Below are 13,008 nucleotides of genomic sequence, written 5' to 3'. Positions count from 1 at the left end.
ACGTTGACTGGCGAGTCGGGCGCCACCGTCCCCTCGGTAACCCTGAACGACGAGAACACGATGCCGGTGCTCGGCTTGGGCGTCGCGGAATTGTCGGAGGACGAGACCGAACGCGCGGTGTCGGCGGCGCTGGAGATCGGCTGCCGCCTCATCGACACCGCCTCGGCTTACGGCAACGAGGCCGCGGTGGGCCGGGCGATCGCGGCGTCGGGCATTCCTCGCGCTGAACTGTTCGTGACCACCAAGCTGGCCACCGCGGACCAGGGCTTCAACGGCGCCCAGGAGGCCTGCAGCGCCAGCTTGGAGCGCCTCGGCCTGGACTATGTCGACCTCTACCTGATCCACTGGCCGGCGCCGTCGGTGGGCAAGTATGTCGACTCGTTCGGCGGCATGATCCAGTCCCGCGGCAACGGACATGCGCGCTCGATCGGCGTCTCCAACTTCAACGACGAATACCTGTCGAACGTCATCGACCTCACCTTCGTCACCCCGGCGGTCAACCAGATCGAGTTGCACCCCCTGCTCAACCAAGCCGACATGCGCAAGGTCAACGCCGAGCACAACGTCGTCACGCAGTCCTACACCCCGCTGGTGCTGGGCAAGCTGATGGACAACCCGACGGTGACCTCGGTGGCCGGCGAGTACGGGAAGACCCCGGCACAGGTGCTGCTGCGCTGGAACCTGCAACTGGGCAACTCGGTGATCTTCCGCTCGGCCAACCCCGAGCGCATCGCCAGCAACCTCGACGTGTTCGACTTCGAACTGGCCGCCGAGCACATCGAGGCGATCAACGCGCTCGACGACGGCAGCCGGCTCCGTCCGGACCCGGTGACTTACACCGGCGCGTAATCAGCCCGGCGGGCAGGTGGCGGCGGCCTGACGCAACACGGCCGTGGACGCCTGGTCCACCGGCAGTGCATAGCCGCGCAGCACGGCGATGAACTGGATCGCGTACTGGCACGCGAACGCGGTGTTCGGCGGCATCCACTGGGCGGGCGGCGCATCGCCCTTGTCCTGGTTGGCACGGCCCTGCACGGCCAGCAGATTGGCCGGGTCGTTGGCGAACCGCAGCCGCACCGGGTCCGGCCAGGCGTAGGCGCCCATGTCCCAGGCGTAAGACAGCGGAACGATGTGGTCGATCTGCACCGCCTCGCCCACCTTGGCGCCGCGCTGAAAGGCGATGACCGTGTTGGTGTACGGGTCGTGCAGGGTGCCGGTGGCCACGGCGTTGGGGCAGCGCTTGGTCACCACGTACGTCTTGTCGACCAGATCCCGGTTGAGGATGTCGTCGCGGGTGTCGCATCCGTTGTGGCCGCCGGGCGCGTCGTTGTCGTCGTCCCAGGCGTCGCCGAACGCCGCGCGGCGGTAGTCGTAGCGGTGCATCCGCTGCGGGAGCACCGCAAGGCCCGCGAGGACGTCGGCGCCCGGGGGCACGGTGGGCACGTCGGCACGCGCGGCGAAGTCCTCGGCGCGCCGGGCCGCCGTGGCACCCAGCGTTTGGTATGCGACTACGACGGCCAGCACCGCGGCCAGCGCCAGCCACAGCAGCCCCCTGCGGGTCACGACTTGTCCAGATACTCGATGCGGTCGGTATCGGTGAACCGCGATGCCAGCAAGGCCAACCCGGGGTGTGGGCCGGGCTCTTCGTAGGCGCGGGTACAGAAGTCGCGGGCTGCCTCGATGTAAGGCAGATGGTCGGCCAGCGACAGCAGCCGCAAGGTGATGGCCCGACCGGATTGGTTGCGGCCCAGCACGTCGCCCTCTCGGCGCTCCCGGAGATCCAGATCCGCCAGCGCGAATCCGTCCATGGTTTTCGCAACCGCGGTCAGCCGGCGCCCAGCCGACGATTGTTCCGCTGCCCAGGTTGCCAGCAGGCACAGGCTGGCATGCTCGCCACGACCGATACGTCCGCGCAACTGGTGCAGCTGGCTAATGCCGAACCGATCGGCGTCCATCACCAACATGACCGTGGCGTTGGGGACGTCGACGCCCACCTCGATGACGGTGGTACACACCAGCACGTCGACCTCACCGGCGCGAAACGCCGCCATTGCGGCGTCCTTGTCGTCGGTCGACAACCGTCCGTGCATGAGACCCAGTCGCAGATCCGCGAGTTCCTTGGACCGCAGCCGGGCATACAGCCCCTCGGCGGTCGCCGACGGCCGGGCGTCTTGGGTGTCGGTGTCGTCGGATTCGTCGATGCGCGGCGCTACCACGTAGGCCTGCCGACCGGCCGACACCTCCTCGACAATGCGCTGCCAGGCACGGACCAGCCAATTGGGTTTGTCGTTGACGAAGATGACGTTGGTGGTGATCGGTTGGCGCCCCCGGGGAAGGTCGCGCAGCGTCGAGGTCTCCAGATCGCCGTAGACGGTGAGCGCGACGGTCCGCGGAATCGGTGTCGCGGTCATCACCAGTAGGTGCGGCGTGACACCCGCGCGTGCCTTGGCCCGCAACCGATCTCGCTGCTCCACCCCGAACCGGTGTTGCTCGTCGACCACCACCATGCCCAGGTTGTCAAAGTCCACCGCGTCTTGCAGCAACGCGTGCGTCCCGATGACGATGCCTACCTGTCCACTGGCGATCTCGCCGCGGACCTGCTTTTTCTGCCCCGCCGTCATGGACCCGGTGAGCAGCGCCACCCGGGTGGCGACGTCGGCGCCGCCGAGCTGACCAGCCATCGCCAGCGGACCCAGCACATTATTGATCGACGAGAGATGTTGCGCAGCAAGGACTTCGGTGGGCGCGAGCAATGCGCACTGGTAGCCCGCGTCGACCACCTGCAGCATCGCCAGCACCGCGACGATCGTCTTGCCCGACCCGACCTCACCTTGTAGCAAACGGTTCATCGGCCGGGTGGCGGCGAGGTCCTTGGCGATCACGTCGAGCACCTCGCGCTGGCCGCCCGTCAGTTGGAAAGGCAACCGCAGCAACAGTTCTGCGGCCAATCCGTCGGCGCGCGGTGGTGCCGGCGGACCCGTTTCGGACAGCTCACCGTGGCGCCGCGCGACCAGCGCCCACTGCAGTCCGACGGCTTCGTCGAACGTCAGGCGCTCGCGGGCGCGGTTGCGTTCGGCCTCGTCCTCGGAGACATGGATGGCGCGCAACGCGGCGTCTTCGGGCATCAGCCCGAGCTCGTCGCGCAGCTGGGCCGGCAGCGGGTCCTCGACGGGATCTAGCACCGCGAGCACCTGACGCACGCAGGCGAAGATGTCCCAGCTCTGCATCTTGGTGCTGGCCGGATAGATGGCGAAGAAGCGGCGTTCCAACGACGACGCCAATTCCTCGCCGCTGGCGGCGGCGGAGGCATCGGCGATGGTCTTGAGCGACTTGGTGCCGCGGTTACGTCCGTCCGGCGAGTCGAGAATGAGAAAAGCCGGATGGGTGAGCTGCATCGCGCCTTTGAAGTAGCTGACCTCCCCGGACAACATCACCTTGGTGTCTTTGATGAGGTCTTTGCTCAGATACTTCGCGTTGAAGAAAGTGGCGGTGATCTTGTTGCGTCCGGTTCCGACGGCGATGCGGTGATACTTCTTCTTCGGATCCTTCTTCATCGCCCGGGTTTCCGCTTCGGTGATGACGTCGACGACGGTGATGTGCTGACCTTCTTCCGGGCGCTCACCGCCGGTGTCGAGCCGGGCCGCCCCTTCGGTGTAGCTGCGCGGGTAATGCCGCAGCAGGTCGTCGACGGTGCGGATGCCGAAGAATTCCTCGAGGTCGTCGGCGGGCTTGGCCCCGACGAGGTAGTGCAGCCGGTCGGTCAGCGAGGCCACGGCTACTCGACCCCAATCAGCAGCACGTCGCCGCGATGGCCGGTGTAATAGGCGACCAGCTCCGTGCCCGGGTGGTGGTCGTGGATGTGCTGCTCCAAGGTGCGGCCCAACGCGGCGGCTTCGTCTGATCCGGCCTGCGCGCCGACCAACACGGTCACCAGATCGCCGCCGGAGGCCAGCAGCAGATCGAGCAGCCCGATGGCGGCCGCCGCCACATCGGGCGCCACGATCAGCACCTCATCCCCGGCCAGGCCCAGCCCGTCGCCGGGCGCACAGGGGCCGGCCCAGGTCAACGCCTGTTCGGTGGCGATGCGCACCGATCCGTGCCGGGCGGCGCCGGCGGCGCGGGCCATCGTGTAGCCGTCGTCGACGGCCTGGCTCGCCGGGTCGTGCACGGCGAGTGCCGCCAATCCCTGCACCATCGAACCGGTCGGCACGGGCACCACGTCGACACCCCAGCCGATCGCCGCGGTGCAGCCCGCCACCAGCTCCTCGGCGGCGACATACCCGTTGGGCAACACCATCACCTGAGCCGCGCCGGTATCGACCACCGCCCGGACCAGCTGGTGAGCGCTGATGTCGGCGGCCGGCGCGACCGCATCCGGGCCGGGCCGCAACACGCTGGCGCCCTCACCGGAGAACAGTTCGACGGCGCCGTCGCCGTCCACCACGGCGAGCACGGCGCGCTCCCGGGTCCAGCCACCTGCCGGCAGCCCGCTGGTGCCGGAGTTCAACGCCGAGATCACGATCCGGCTCGGGCGGCCGGCGGCGAGCCCGGCCTCCACCGCGGCACCTGCGTCGTCGGTGTGGACGTGCACCGAGTAGCTGCCTTCGGTTTCCGAGGCGGCGAGGGCGACCGAGTCACCGATCTCGGCCAGCCGGTCCCGCAAGGTGTCGGCGCTGGCGGCGTCGCAGCCGGCCAGCAAATACATCACCTCGAACTGAGGGGTCGGCCGAGCCAGCGGCGCGTCTTCGGCGACCGGCCGGGGCGACGGCGCGTAGACCGAACGGGCGGGTGTGTGGCCGGTGATCGTCGAGCGCAGGGCGTCCAGCAGCACCAGCAGGCCGCGTCCACCGGCGTCCACCGCACCGGCATCGGCCAGTACGTCGAGCTGTTCGGGTGTCTTCTCCAGCGCGACCACCGCCGCGTCGCCGGCAGCGGTAATCGCCTGTGCCAGCCCCTCGCCTCCGTCGGCGCACTGCTCGGCGGCCCTGGCGGCCGCGCGCAGCACCGACACGATGGTGCCGGGGACTTCGGTGCCGCCCATCGAGGCGACGACCAGTTCGACGCCGCGCCACAGGGCGGTTGCCAGCACGCCGGCGTCGACGGCGGATAACGTTCCCCCGGCCTGCGCGGCGGCGCCTGCGGTCGCGTCGGCGATGCCGCGCAGGATCTGCGACAGGATGACTCCGGAGTTCCCCCGGGCGCCGTTGAGCGCGCCGGCGGACAGCGCCGCGGCCACCCGGGCGACGTCGTTGTTGCCCGCGCCTGATCCGGATTCGGCTTCGGCCAGCGCCGAGCGCATGGTGAACAGCATGTTCGCGCCGGTGTCGGAGTCGGGAACCGGGAAGACGTTGAGCCGATTGATCTCGTCGATGTGGGTGATCAGGTCGCTGACGACGGTGTGCGCCCAGTCGCGCAGGGCCGCGGCGTCCAGGAGACGATCGGGCGTATCCACCTGCCCCACCTCCTTCGTCCCGGACCCCAGTGAGCCTAGTCAGAGCCGCCGACAGCACCGGTGATGACGCGTCTACAGGCTGTTGATCGTTTTGGTGCTTACGCTCGACAGTCGCTATCCTGGGCTATCGTGTACACGCCCGGGCGCGTCCTGGGCTCTGCGCCGGCCAGGTCGCCGGCCCAGCAAGAGACTTGAGGAGTTCGAACAATGGCCGCTGTGTGCGATATCTGCGGGAAAGGCCCCGGCTTCGGCAAGTCGGTGTCGCACTCCCACCGCCGCACCAGCCGCCGGTGGAACCCCAACGTCCAGACCGTCCACACCGTTGACCGTCCCGGCGGCAACAAGAAGCGGGTCAACGTCTGCACGTCGTGCATCAAGGCCGGCAAGGTCACCCGCGGCTGACGTCACTCGTCGATGAATCGGACGTGTTTGTCTAAAGCGTCGCGTTCGATGCGCAACGAGTTGGCGGAGAAATCGGGATCGGGATAGCCGATCGCCAGACCACACAGGATCGTGGTGTCGGGGCCTATGCCCAACTGCTCCCGCACGATGTCGGGGTAGCCGGCGATGGACACCTGCACACAGCTGCCCAGCCCGCGCGCGGTCAGCGCCAACAACAGCGTCTGCAGGAACATGCCCACACCCATGCTGTCGACCAGCCCGAAGTCGCGGTGCATGTACACCACCGCGCCCAGCGGAGCGCGGAAGAATTCCCAGTTGCGCAGCACGGCGATGCGGCGAGCCTCGGCGTCGTCGCGGGCGATGCCCATCGAGCCGTAGACCTGCGCGCCGAGCTCGCGCCGTAGGTGCGCGAAGGCGGCAGGCAGTTCAGGCACCCGCGGCGGTTCGGAGCGCGCCTTGCTGAGCAAAGCCGCCACCAGCCGGTCGCGCGCGGGACCACTGGTGACGACGATCTGCCACGGCTGCACATTGGAATTCGACGGCGCACACATGGCCAACCGCAGCGATTCCTCGACCAGCTCTGGTGGCACCGGGTCGGGCAGGAACATCCGCGACGAGCGTCGCTGCCGGATGGTGTCGTCCAAGTCGTACATGGGCTAATCCCCCGCCAGCGCGGTCGTCGCTGTCACGGCAATTGCCAGTCGATCGGTTCGGCGCCCATCCCGGCGAGTAATTCGTTGGCGCGCGTGAACGGCCGAGAGCCGAAGAACCCGCGAGACGCCGAAAGTGGTGAGGGATGCGGTGATTCGATGGCGACACAATCACCTGCGGCCAGCATCGGCTTGAGTGTCGAGGCGTCACGGCCCCACAAGATGGCGACCATCGGCTGCGCCCGCGCGACCAGCGCGCGAATCGCGCACTCGGTCACCGCCTCCCAGCCCTTACCGCGATGAGACGCCGGACTACTGGGCCGCACGGTCAGCACCCGGTTCAACAACAACACACCGCGTTGCGCCCACGGCGTCAGATCCCCGTTGGAAGGTTGGGGGTAGCCCAGGTCGGCGGTGTACTCGTCGAAGATGTTGGCCAGGCTGCGCGGCAGCGGGCGCACGTCCGGGGCCACCGAAAAGCTAAGTCCCACAGCGTGTCCCGGTGTCGGGTACGGATCTTGACCGACGATGAGAACGCGGACGTTGTCGAACGGAAACGTGAACGCGCGCAACACATTCGGGCCCGCCGGGAGGTATCGGCGACCGGCCGCTATCTCGGCTCGCAGAAACTCGCCCATCTTGGCGACCTGGTCGGCCACGGGCTGCAGCGCGGTCGCCCACCCCGGCTCGACGAGTTCGCTCAGCGGACGCGCGGTCACCGTAACCCCTTGGCCAGCAGCACTACCGTGTCGGCGCCGGCTCGGCGGTCCTTGGATATCTCCTGGTACTCGGGTGATTGCGCCCAGCGGTGAAAGGCGGACTCGTCGGGGAAGGACATCAGCACCACTTTGTCGCGGGCCCATTCGCCTTCCACCACCTGCGGTGACTCGTCTGCGGCCAGTAGCGTTCCTTCGTGACGCGCGAAGACGTCCCAGAACTTGGCCTGGTAACGCAGGTAGGCCGCCCGGTCGAGGAATCGCAGCTGAGCGATCGCATACACGGTCACCGCGCCACCCTAGCGCCCTGGTGTCCGACGGCAGCTAATCCGCCCACGCTTCACTGCGCCACGACATAGCTGTGCCGGTACTTCTGCGGTGAGACGCCGACAGTCCGCAGGAAGTGGTGGCGTAGCGAGGCATACGAGCCGAACCCCGACTGCTCGGCGACGCGGTCGACCGGCAGCCCGGTGGCCTCCAGTAACTGCCGCGCGCGGGCCACGCGCATCGTTGTCAGCATCCCCAGCGGTGTGGTGCCGAAGTGCTCTCGGAATTGGCGATTGAGAGTACGAACGCTCATAGCGGCGTGATCGGCGATGGTCGGTAGATCAAGCGGTTCGGCGGCATTCTCTTCCATCCAGGCGATCGTCGACCGCAACGGATGACCTGCGGCGGCGGGAGGCGGGTGCTCGATGTATTGCGCCTGTCCGCCGGCGCGCCATGCCGGTACCACTACCCGTCGCGCCGTCGCGCCGGCCACTTCGGGGCCGGCGTCGTGCCGAATCACGTGCAGACACAAGTCGAGACCCGACGCCACTCCGGCGGCGGTCAGAACGTTGCCCTCGTCGACGAACAACACACTCGGATCGACCTCGATTCGGGGATGGCGCCGGGCGAGTTCGTCTGCCCACTGCCAGTGGGTGGTAGCTCGTCGGCCGTCGAGCAGGCCCGTTGCCGCCAACGTGAACGCTCCGACGCACATCGACGCGACTCGCGCGCCGGCCTCGGCGGCACGCCGTAGCGCCGAAACGACCGGCGGGTCAGGCGGTTTCAGGAACGCATGCACCCCAGGCACGATCACCAGGTCGGCGTCGGCCAAGCCGTCCAGCCCGTAAGGAGTATGAAATTCGACCCCGCCCCAGTCAGGAGTGGTGGTGACGCGGCGTCGGCGTGCGCACACGCGTACTTCGTAGGGGCGGGGTCCGGTGTTGCCACCTGTTCTCGCAGGTGCAGCGTCGCCGACCGCCTCATTCGCCATGCCGAACACCAGGCTCGGAATCATCAACTCGAAACCCATGACACTGTCTTGCGCGAGCACCGCAATGATCATGGCCAGATCTTAAAGCTTGTTGGCGAATTGGCCACTGGAATATCCGTGCCGATTCCCGCATCGTGGCGGTATGCCAATGTCCAGCGCCCCTCATGACGACCACGATCAAGACCGTCACCTGACCATGCCCGATTCCGCATTGGCAGTTGCCGCACGAGAATTCGTCATTGCCGTGTCACCCCCGTTCGTTGCACACCACGCGATACGCAGCTACCTTTTCGCCCGCGAAGTGGCGGCTGCCAAGGGCCTGCACCGCGACGTCGACTATGACGACGAACTGGTATATCTCACCTGCCTACTGCACGACTTGGGCGCCACCGAACACGGCAACGGTGATCAACGCTTCGAGGTCGACGGCGCTGACATCGCCGCGAGGTTCCTGCGCGACCATGACGTCGACCAGGACCGCGTGGTGACCGTGTGGCAGGGGATAGCGCTGCACACCAGTGTCGGTCTGGCGCATCGCTTCGGACCCGTCCAGGCCGTCAGCCAGATGGGTATCTCGACAGACATCGTCGGCGTCGACCGTGAACTGCTTCCCCCTGGCTTCGCCGACCGGGTACACGCACTGTGGCCGCGCGACAACCTCGGATACGCGCTTGCCGAGGTGATCGCCGACCAGGTCGCGCGCAACCCGCAGAAGGGCCCGCCGCTGACGTTCCCCAGCCATCTCCATCAATTGCTGAATATGTCTGCAGCGACGCCGAACTGGTTCGACCTGGTCGAAAGTTCCGGCTGGAATGACCAGCCCGTCGGGTCAGCGATTCGTTCGAATCACGCGACGGGTTGAAAGAAGCCCTCATGACCCCGACCAAGGTGGTAACCATCCCAGTGGTGGGTAGGGCGACGGTCAACGCCTTCCTGCTGCTGGGCCGCAAGACAGTGCTGGTGGACACCGGCGTCCCGGGCAGCGGGCCACAACTTCTCGCAGCCTTGGCTAGGCACGGCGTCGAAGTCTCCGACGTATCGGCGATTGTGGTCACCCACGGTCACATCGACCACCTGGGATCGGCGGCTTACCTACAGAAAGCGCTCCAAGCGCCCGTCATCGCCCACCGGGCCGACGCCGAGGCGTACACCTCCGGCCGAAGCCTCGCAGCGTCGCTGCGACCGACCGGGCCGTTCGGATGGATCTTCTCAAGACTGCCACCGGCGCACGGTCGTACCGAGCCCTTTACACCGGACGTGCTCGTTGATGCGCCGATGTCCTTGTCCGACTACGGTGTTGACGCGAGGATCCTGATGACTCCCGGCCATACGCCCGGATCGATATCGGTGCTGACTCATACCGGTGATCTCATCGCTGCGGACCTGATTGCCGGCTCCTTTCTCGGTGCGATGCGACGCCGGCCCGCCAACCCGCCATTTCACCAAGACAGGCGCCTCAACCTTGCCAGTCTCGAGGCCGTGTTGGAACTGGATCTGACGGTCATCCATGTCGGCCATGGCGGACCCCTCAACCCGACGCGGGTGCGGCGTTGGGCCCGACGCGAGCATCGCAAGTTCGCGCGGAAAGGGCAGCGCGCGTTGACAGGTGACTAGGTGTAGGACTGCCACCCCGGGTTGCCTTGCCAGGCATCGCCGTCGACCAGCACCCGCGCCGGCCCGTCGAGGACCTGGCCGATCACCCGCCACCCGTCCGGCGGTGCGCCGGCGAAGCATGCCACCAACGCGTGGTCTTCACCACCGCCCAACACCCACGACCAGGGGTCGGCACCGACGGCGGCGCCAGCCGCACTGAGCAGGCGATAATCGGCATCCAGCGAGGCGGTCGACAGATCGATTCCCACCCCCGACGCGTCGGCGACATGACGCAGATCGGCGACCAGACCGTCGGACACGTCGATCATGGCCTGGGCTCCCGCTGCGGCGGCCGCCGGACCCTGATGGTAGGGCGGTTCTGGCACCAGATGACTGCGCCGCAACTCGGTGTATCCGTCAGTTTTCTTGTCCCACAAGGCATATCCCGCTGCGGAGCGACCCAATTGCCCGGCCACGGCGACCACCGAGCCGGGCTTGGCTCCCGACCGCAGCACCGGGGCGCGACCGGCCAGATCACCCAGCACGGTCACCGAGATCACCCATTGCGGGCAGCTGACCAGATCGCCGCCGACGATGCCCGCCCCGAGTCGAGTTGCCTCGCTCCACATGCCGTCCACCAGCGCGGTCATCTGCGCGACCGGGGTGGCACTGGGGGCGCCCACGCCGACCACGAATGCAGTGGTGCGCGCGCCCATCGCGGCGATGTCGGCGCCGTTCTGAGCGATCGCCTTGCGGCCGACGTCGTGCGGGGTGGACCAGTCCAGCCGAAAATGCCGGTCCTGCACCAACATGTCGGTCGACACCACGGTGCGCCCGTCACTGGACACCAACACCGCCGCGTCATCACCCGGCCCCACCGCCACCGCGTCGGAGAGCACGCGGGCGCGCACCAACCGGTCTATGACGGCGAATTCCCCGACCTGCTGCAGCGTCTCAGATGCGTCGTCGTGCACGGCGCCTCCTGCGACCTGCGGTAAGTTGGGGCCCTGCCGAGTGTAGGAGGTGGCAGGTGCCCGACGGCGACGGGCCGCCGCGCGCGCTGGTCATAGCCGCGGTGACGCTGGCGGTGGCCGCCATCGGCGTCATCTTGTTCCTCGCGGTATCGCGCCAGCAGCCGCAGCAACCGGTGACCATTCCCGGTGTTCCCGCCCCCCACGCCGACGCGCCCGCCTGTCAGGCACTGATGGCGGCACTACCCGAACGGCTCGGGGACTACCAACGGGCCGCGCTCACGCAGCCGGCACCTCCCGCAGCGGCCGCCTGGCGGGCCAAGGCCGACGGTGCGCCGGTCCTCTTGCAATGCGGGTTGCAGCGCCCCGACGAGTTCGTCGTGGGCTCACCGATCCAATTCGTCGACCGGGTGCAGTGGTTCGAAGCCCGCCAATTCACCTGGTACACCGTCGATCGACCGGTGTACATCGCGTTGACTCTGCCCGCCGGGTCGGGCCCGACCCCGATTCAAACCTTGTCCGACGTCATCGACCACACCATCACCGCGGTTCCCATCGACCCGGCACCGGCGCGATGACCGCTCAGCGCAGACCCACTCCGCGCGCCAGCGCCGTCTCGACCATCGTCGCGACCAGCGTGGGGTAGTCCACACCGCTGGCAGCCCACATCCGCGGGAACATCGATATCGTGGTGAACCCGGGCATCGTGTTGATCTCGTTGATCACCGGCCCGTCGTCGGTGAGGAAGAAGTCCACCCGAGCCAGGCCCTGGCAATCGATGGCCTTGAACGCCCGAATTGCCATCTGCCGCACCGCATCTGCGGTTCCGTCATCCACCTTGGCCGGCACGTCTAGTTCGGCGGCGTCGTCGAGGTATTTGGTCGCGAAGTCGTAGAACGAGTCTTCCCGCCCCCGCACCCCGGCCACCCGAATCTCGCCCAGGGTGCTGGCTTCGATTGCGCCGTCGGGCATCTCGAGCACACCGCACTCCAGTTCGCGGCCGTTGATCGCCGCTTCCACGATCACTTTTGGATCGTGCCGACGGGCTTCGGCGACCGCGGCCGGCAGCTGATCCCAACTGGTCACCCGGCTCACGCCGATCGACGAACCGCCCCGCGCGGGCTTGACGAACACCGGCAAGCCCAGCCGTTGGCACTCCTCGGGATCCAGCCCCATCCGCGTCGGGCGAAGCACCGCGTAAGGGCCCACCGGCAAGCCGTCGGCGACCAACAGCTTCTTGGTGAACTCCTTGTCCATGCCGGCGGCGCTGGCCAGCACACCCGCGCCCACATACGGAACCCCGGCCAGCTCGAGTAGTCCTTGAATGGTGCCGTCTTCGCCATACGGGCCGTGCAACACCGGGAACACCACGTCGACCGAGCCCAACACCCCACCGGCGCCGGGCGGTAACGACACCAGTTGCCCGCTGCGCCGCGGATCGGCCGGAAGCGCCAGCTCAGTGCCGGAATCCGAGGTCACCGACGGCAGCCGCCGGCCGGTAATGGCCAGCGAGTCCGGATTGGCGTCGGTCAGCACCCACGACCCCTCCGGGGTGATGCCGACCGCAACGACCTCGAAGCGCTCGCGGTCCAGGTGGCGCAGGATGCTGCCGGCCGACACGCAGGAAATGGCGTGCTCGTTGCTGCGTCCGCCGAAGACGACGGCGACGCGGATCGGCCCGGCGCTGGCACTCACAAGCTAAAGAGGCTACCGGGTGAGGCGCCGACCGGTCGGATCCGCGGCCATGAGCTGGGATTCCCGGGTCGCCGGATCACTCCGGCTTGGTTCTGCGGCCCAGCAGCAGCGCGATCGCCTCGGTGACCGACAGTCCCTTGTGGCAGACCTGGTGCACCGCGTCGGTGAGCGGCATCTCGACGTCATAGCTGGAGGCCAGCGCCAGGATCGATTCGCAGGACGTGACGCCCTCGACGACGTGGCCGTCCCGGCCGTGCAACGCCGACTCGAT

General features: G+C 67.8%; 14 protein-coding genes and 1 pseudogene. 5 read left to right on the top strand and 10 right to left on the bottom strand.

Annotated features, from left to right (window positions below):
- Positions 1 to 3: 3 nt before the first annotated feature.
- Positions 4 to 849: an aldo/keto reductase gene (locus A9W95_RS13240; RefSeq protein ID WP_156746183.1), complete on the top strand. Its 846-nt coding sequence runs from the start codon at positions 4 to 6 to the stop codon at positions 847 to 849.
- On the opposite strand, the gene A9W95_RS13235 is transcribed toward A9W95_RS13240, so the two are convergent.
- The 3 genes from A9W95_RS13235 to A9W95_RS13225 are packed head-to-tail and all read right to left on the bottom strand — an operon-like array spanning position 850 to position 5,452.
- The gene (locus A9W95_RS13235) at positions 850 to 1,563 is read right to left on the bottom strand and encodes an HNH endonuclease family protein (RefSeq protein ID WP_067413150.1); all 714 of its coding nucleotides are present in this window, start codon (positions 1,561 to 1,563) and stop codon (positions 850 to 852) included.
- Positions 1,560 to 3,773 carry an ATP-dependent DNA helicase RecG gene (recG, locus tag A9W95_RS13230; protein WP_067413146.1) on the bottom strand — a complete coding sequence of 738 codons (2,214 nt, stop codon included), beginning with the start codon at positions 3,771 to 3,773 and terminating at the stop codon, positions 1,560 to 1,562. Before recG ends, A9W95_RS13235 begins: the two co-directional genes overlap by 4 nt.
- 2 nt (positions 3,774 to 3,775) lie before the next feature.
- Entirely contained in the window at positions 3,776 to 5,452 is a 1,677-nt protein-coding gene (locus A9W95_RS13225; RefSeq protein ID WP_067413195.1) for a DAK2 domain-containing protein, read from the bottom strand.
- A gap of 207 nt (positions 5,453 to 5,659) precedes the next feature.
- On the opposite strand from A9W95_RS13225, the gene rpmB reads away from it, so the two are divergent.
- Positions 5,660 to 5,854 (top strand): 50S ribosomal protein L28, encoded by a 195-nt coding sequence (gene rpmB, locus A9W95_RS13220; protein WP_067413144.1) that lies wholly within the window; start codon positions 5,660 to 5,662, stop codon positions 5,852 to 5,854.
- A gap of 2 nt (positions 5,855 to 5,856) precedes the next feature.
- Here rpmB and A9W95_RS13215 read toward each other — a convergent pair whose 3' ends face one another.
- From A9W95_RS13215 to A9W95_RS13200, 4 genes are read right to left on the bottom strand one after another with little or no spacing between them, the layout of a single operon-like run.
- Entirely contained in the window at positions 5,857 to 6,507 is a 651-nt protein-coding gene (locus A9W95_RS13215; RefSeq protein ID WP_067413137.1) for a nitroreductase, read from the bottom strand.
- 32 nt (positions 6,508 to 6,539) lie between these two features.
- Positions 6,540 to 7,223: a uracil-DNA glycosylase gene (locus A9W95_RS13210; protein ID WP_067413134.1), complete on the bottom strand. Its 684-nt coding sequence runs from the start codon at positions 7,221 to 7,223 to the stop codon at positions 6,540 to 6,542.
- Positions 7,220 to 7,510, bottom strand: a complete 291-nt coding sequence (locus A9W95_RS13205; protein ID WP_067413131.1) for a DUF1330 domain-containing protein — start codon at positions 7,508 to 7,510, stop codon at positions 7,220 to 7,222. The genes A9W95_RS13210 and A9W95_RS13205 overlap by 4 nt, the downstream gene beginning before the upstream one ends.
- Before the next feature lie 50 nt (positions 7,511 to 7,560).
- Positions 7,561 to 8,550 carry a GlxA family transcriptional regulator gene (locus A9W95_RS13200; protein WP_067413129.1) on the bottom strand — a complete coding sequence of 330 codons (990 nt, stop codon included), beginning with the start codon at positions 8,548 to 8,550 and terminating at the stop codon, positions 7,561 to 7,563.
- A 76-nt stretch (positions 8,551 to 8,626) separates the two neighbouring features.
- Between A9W95_RS13200 and A9W95_RS13195 the strand changes: the two genes are divergently transcribed.
- Positions 8,627 to 9,340, top strand: a complete 714-nt coding sequence (locus A9W95_RS13195) for an HD domain-containing protein (RefSeq protein ID WP_082983076.1) — start codon at positions 8,627 to 8,629, stop codon at positions 9,338 to 9,340.
- A gap of 11 nt (positions 9,341 to 9,351) precedes the next feature.
- Positions 9,352 to 10,092: an MBL fold metallo-hydrolase gene (locus tag A9W95_RS13190; RefSeq protein WP_067413126.1), complete on the top strand. Its 741-nt coding sequence runs from the start codon at positions 9,352 to 9,354 to the stop codon at positions 10,090 to 10,092.
- Here the strand turns inward: A9W95_RS13190 and A9W95_RS13185 are convergent.
- Complete coding sequence (locus A9W95_RS13185; RefSeq protein ID WP_067413123.1) at positions 10,089 to 11,045, bottom strand: thiamine-phosphate kinase; 957 nt, start codon at positions 11,043 to 11,045, stop codon at positions 10,089 to 10,091. The genes A9W95_RS13190 and A9W95_RS13185 overlap by 4 nt on opposite strands.
- Positions 11,046 to 11,101: 56 nt before the next feature.
- Between A9W95_RS13185 and A9W95_RS13180 the strand changes: the two genes are divergently transcribed.
- Positions 11,102 to 11,620 (top strand): DUF3515 domain-containing protein, encoded by a 519-nt coding sequence (locus A9W95_RS13180; protein WP_371328065.1) that lies wholly within the window; start codon positions 11,102 to 11,104, stop codon positions 11,618 to 11,620.
- Between the two features lie 4 nt (positions 11,621 to 11,624).
- On the opposite strand, the gene A9W95_RS13175 is transcribed toward A9W95_RS13180, so the two are convergent.
- Positions 11,625 to 12,737 (bottom strand): D-alanine--D-alanine ligase family protein, encoded by a 1,113-nt coding sequence (locus A9W95_RS13175; protein ID WP_067413121.1) that lies wholly within the window; start codon positions 12,735 to 12,737, stop codon positions 11,625 to 11,627.
- A 76-nt stretch (positions 12,738 to 12,813) separates the two neighbouring features.
- Positions 12,814 to 13,008: pseudogene (locus tag A9W95_RS13170) on the bottom strand (glycerol-3-phosphate dehydrogenase); the annotation flags it as partial.

Source organism: Mycobacterium sp. 1423905.2 (assembly GCF_001673155.1).
Classification (GTDB): Bacteria; Actinomycetota; Actinomycetes; order Mycobacteriales; family Mycobacteriaceae; genus Mycobacterium.
This window is presented reverse-complemented; position numbering and strand designations above follow the sequence as displayed.

What these genes read in the sequence shown, in the direction of transcription:
- rpmB (WP_067413144.1), top strand. Translation starts at nt 5,660, where the DNA reads ATGGCCGCTGTGTGCGATATCTGCGGGAAAGGCCCCGGCTTCGGCAAG.
- A9W95_RS13215 (WP_067413137.1), bottom strand. Translation starts at nt 6,507, where the DNA reads ATGTACGACTTGGACGACACCATCCGGCAGCGACGCTCGTCGCGGATG.
- A9W95_RS13200 (WP_067413129.1), bottom strand. Translation starts at nt 8,550, where the DNA reads ATGATCATTGCGGTGCTCGCGCAAGACAGTGTCATGGGTTTCGAGTTG.
- A9W95_RS13195 (WP_082983076.1), top strand. Translation starts at nt 8,627, where the DNA reads ATGTCCAGCGCCCCTCATGACGACCACGATCAAGACCGTCACCTGACC.
- A9W95_RS13190 (WP_067413126.1), top strand. Translation starts at nt 9,352, where the DNA reads ATGACCCCGACCAAGGTGGTAACCATCCCAGTGGTGGGTAGGGCGACG.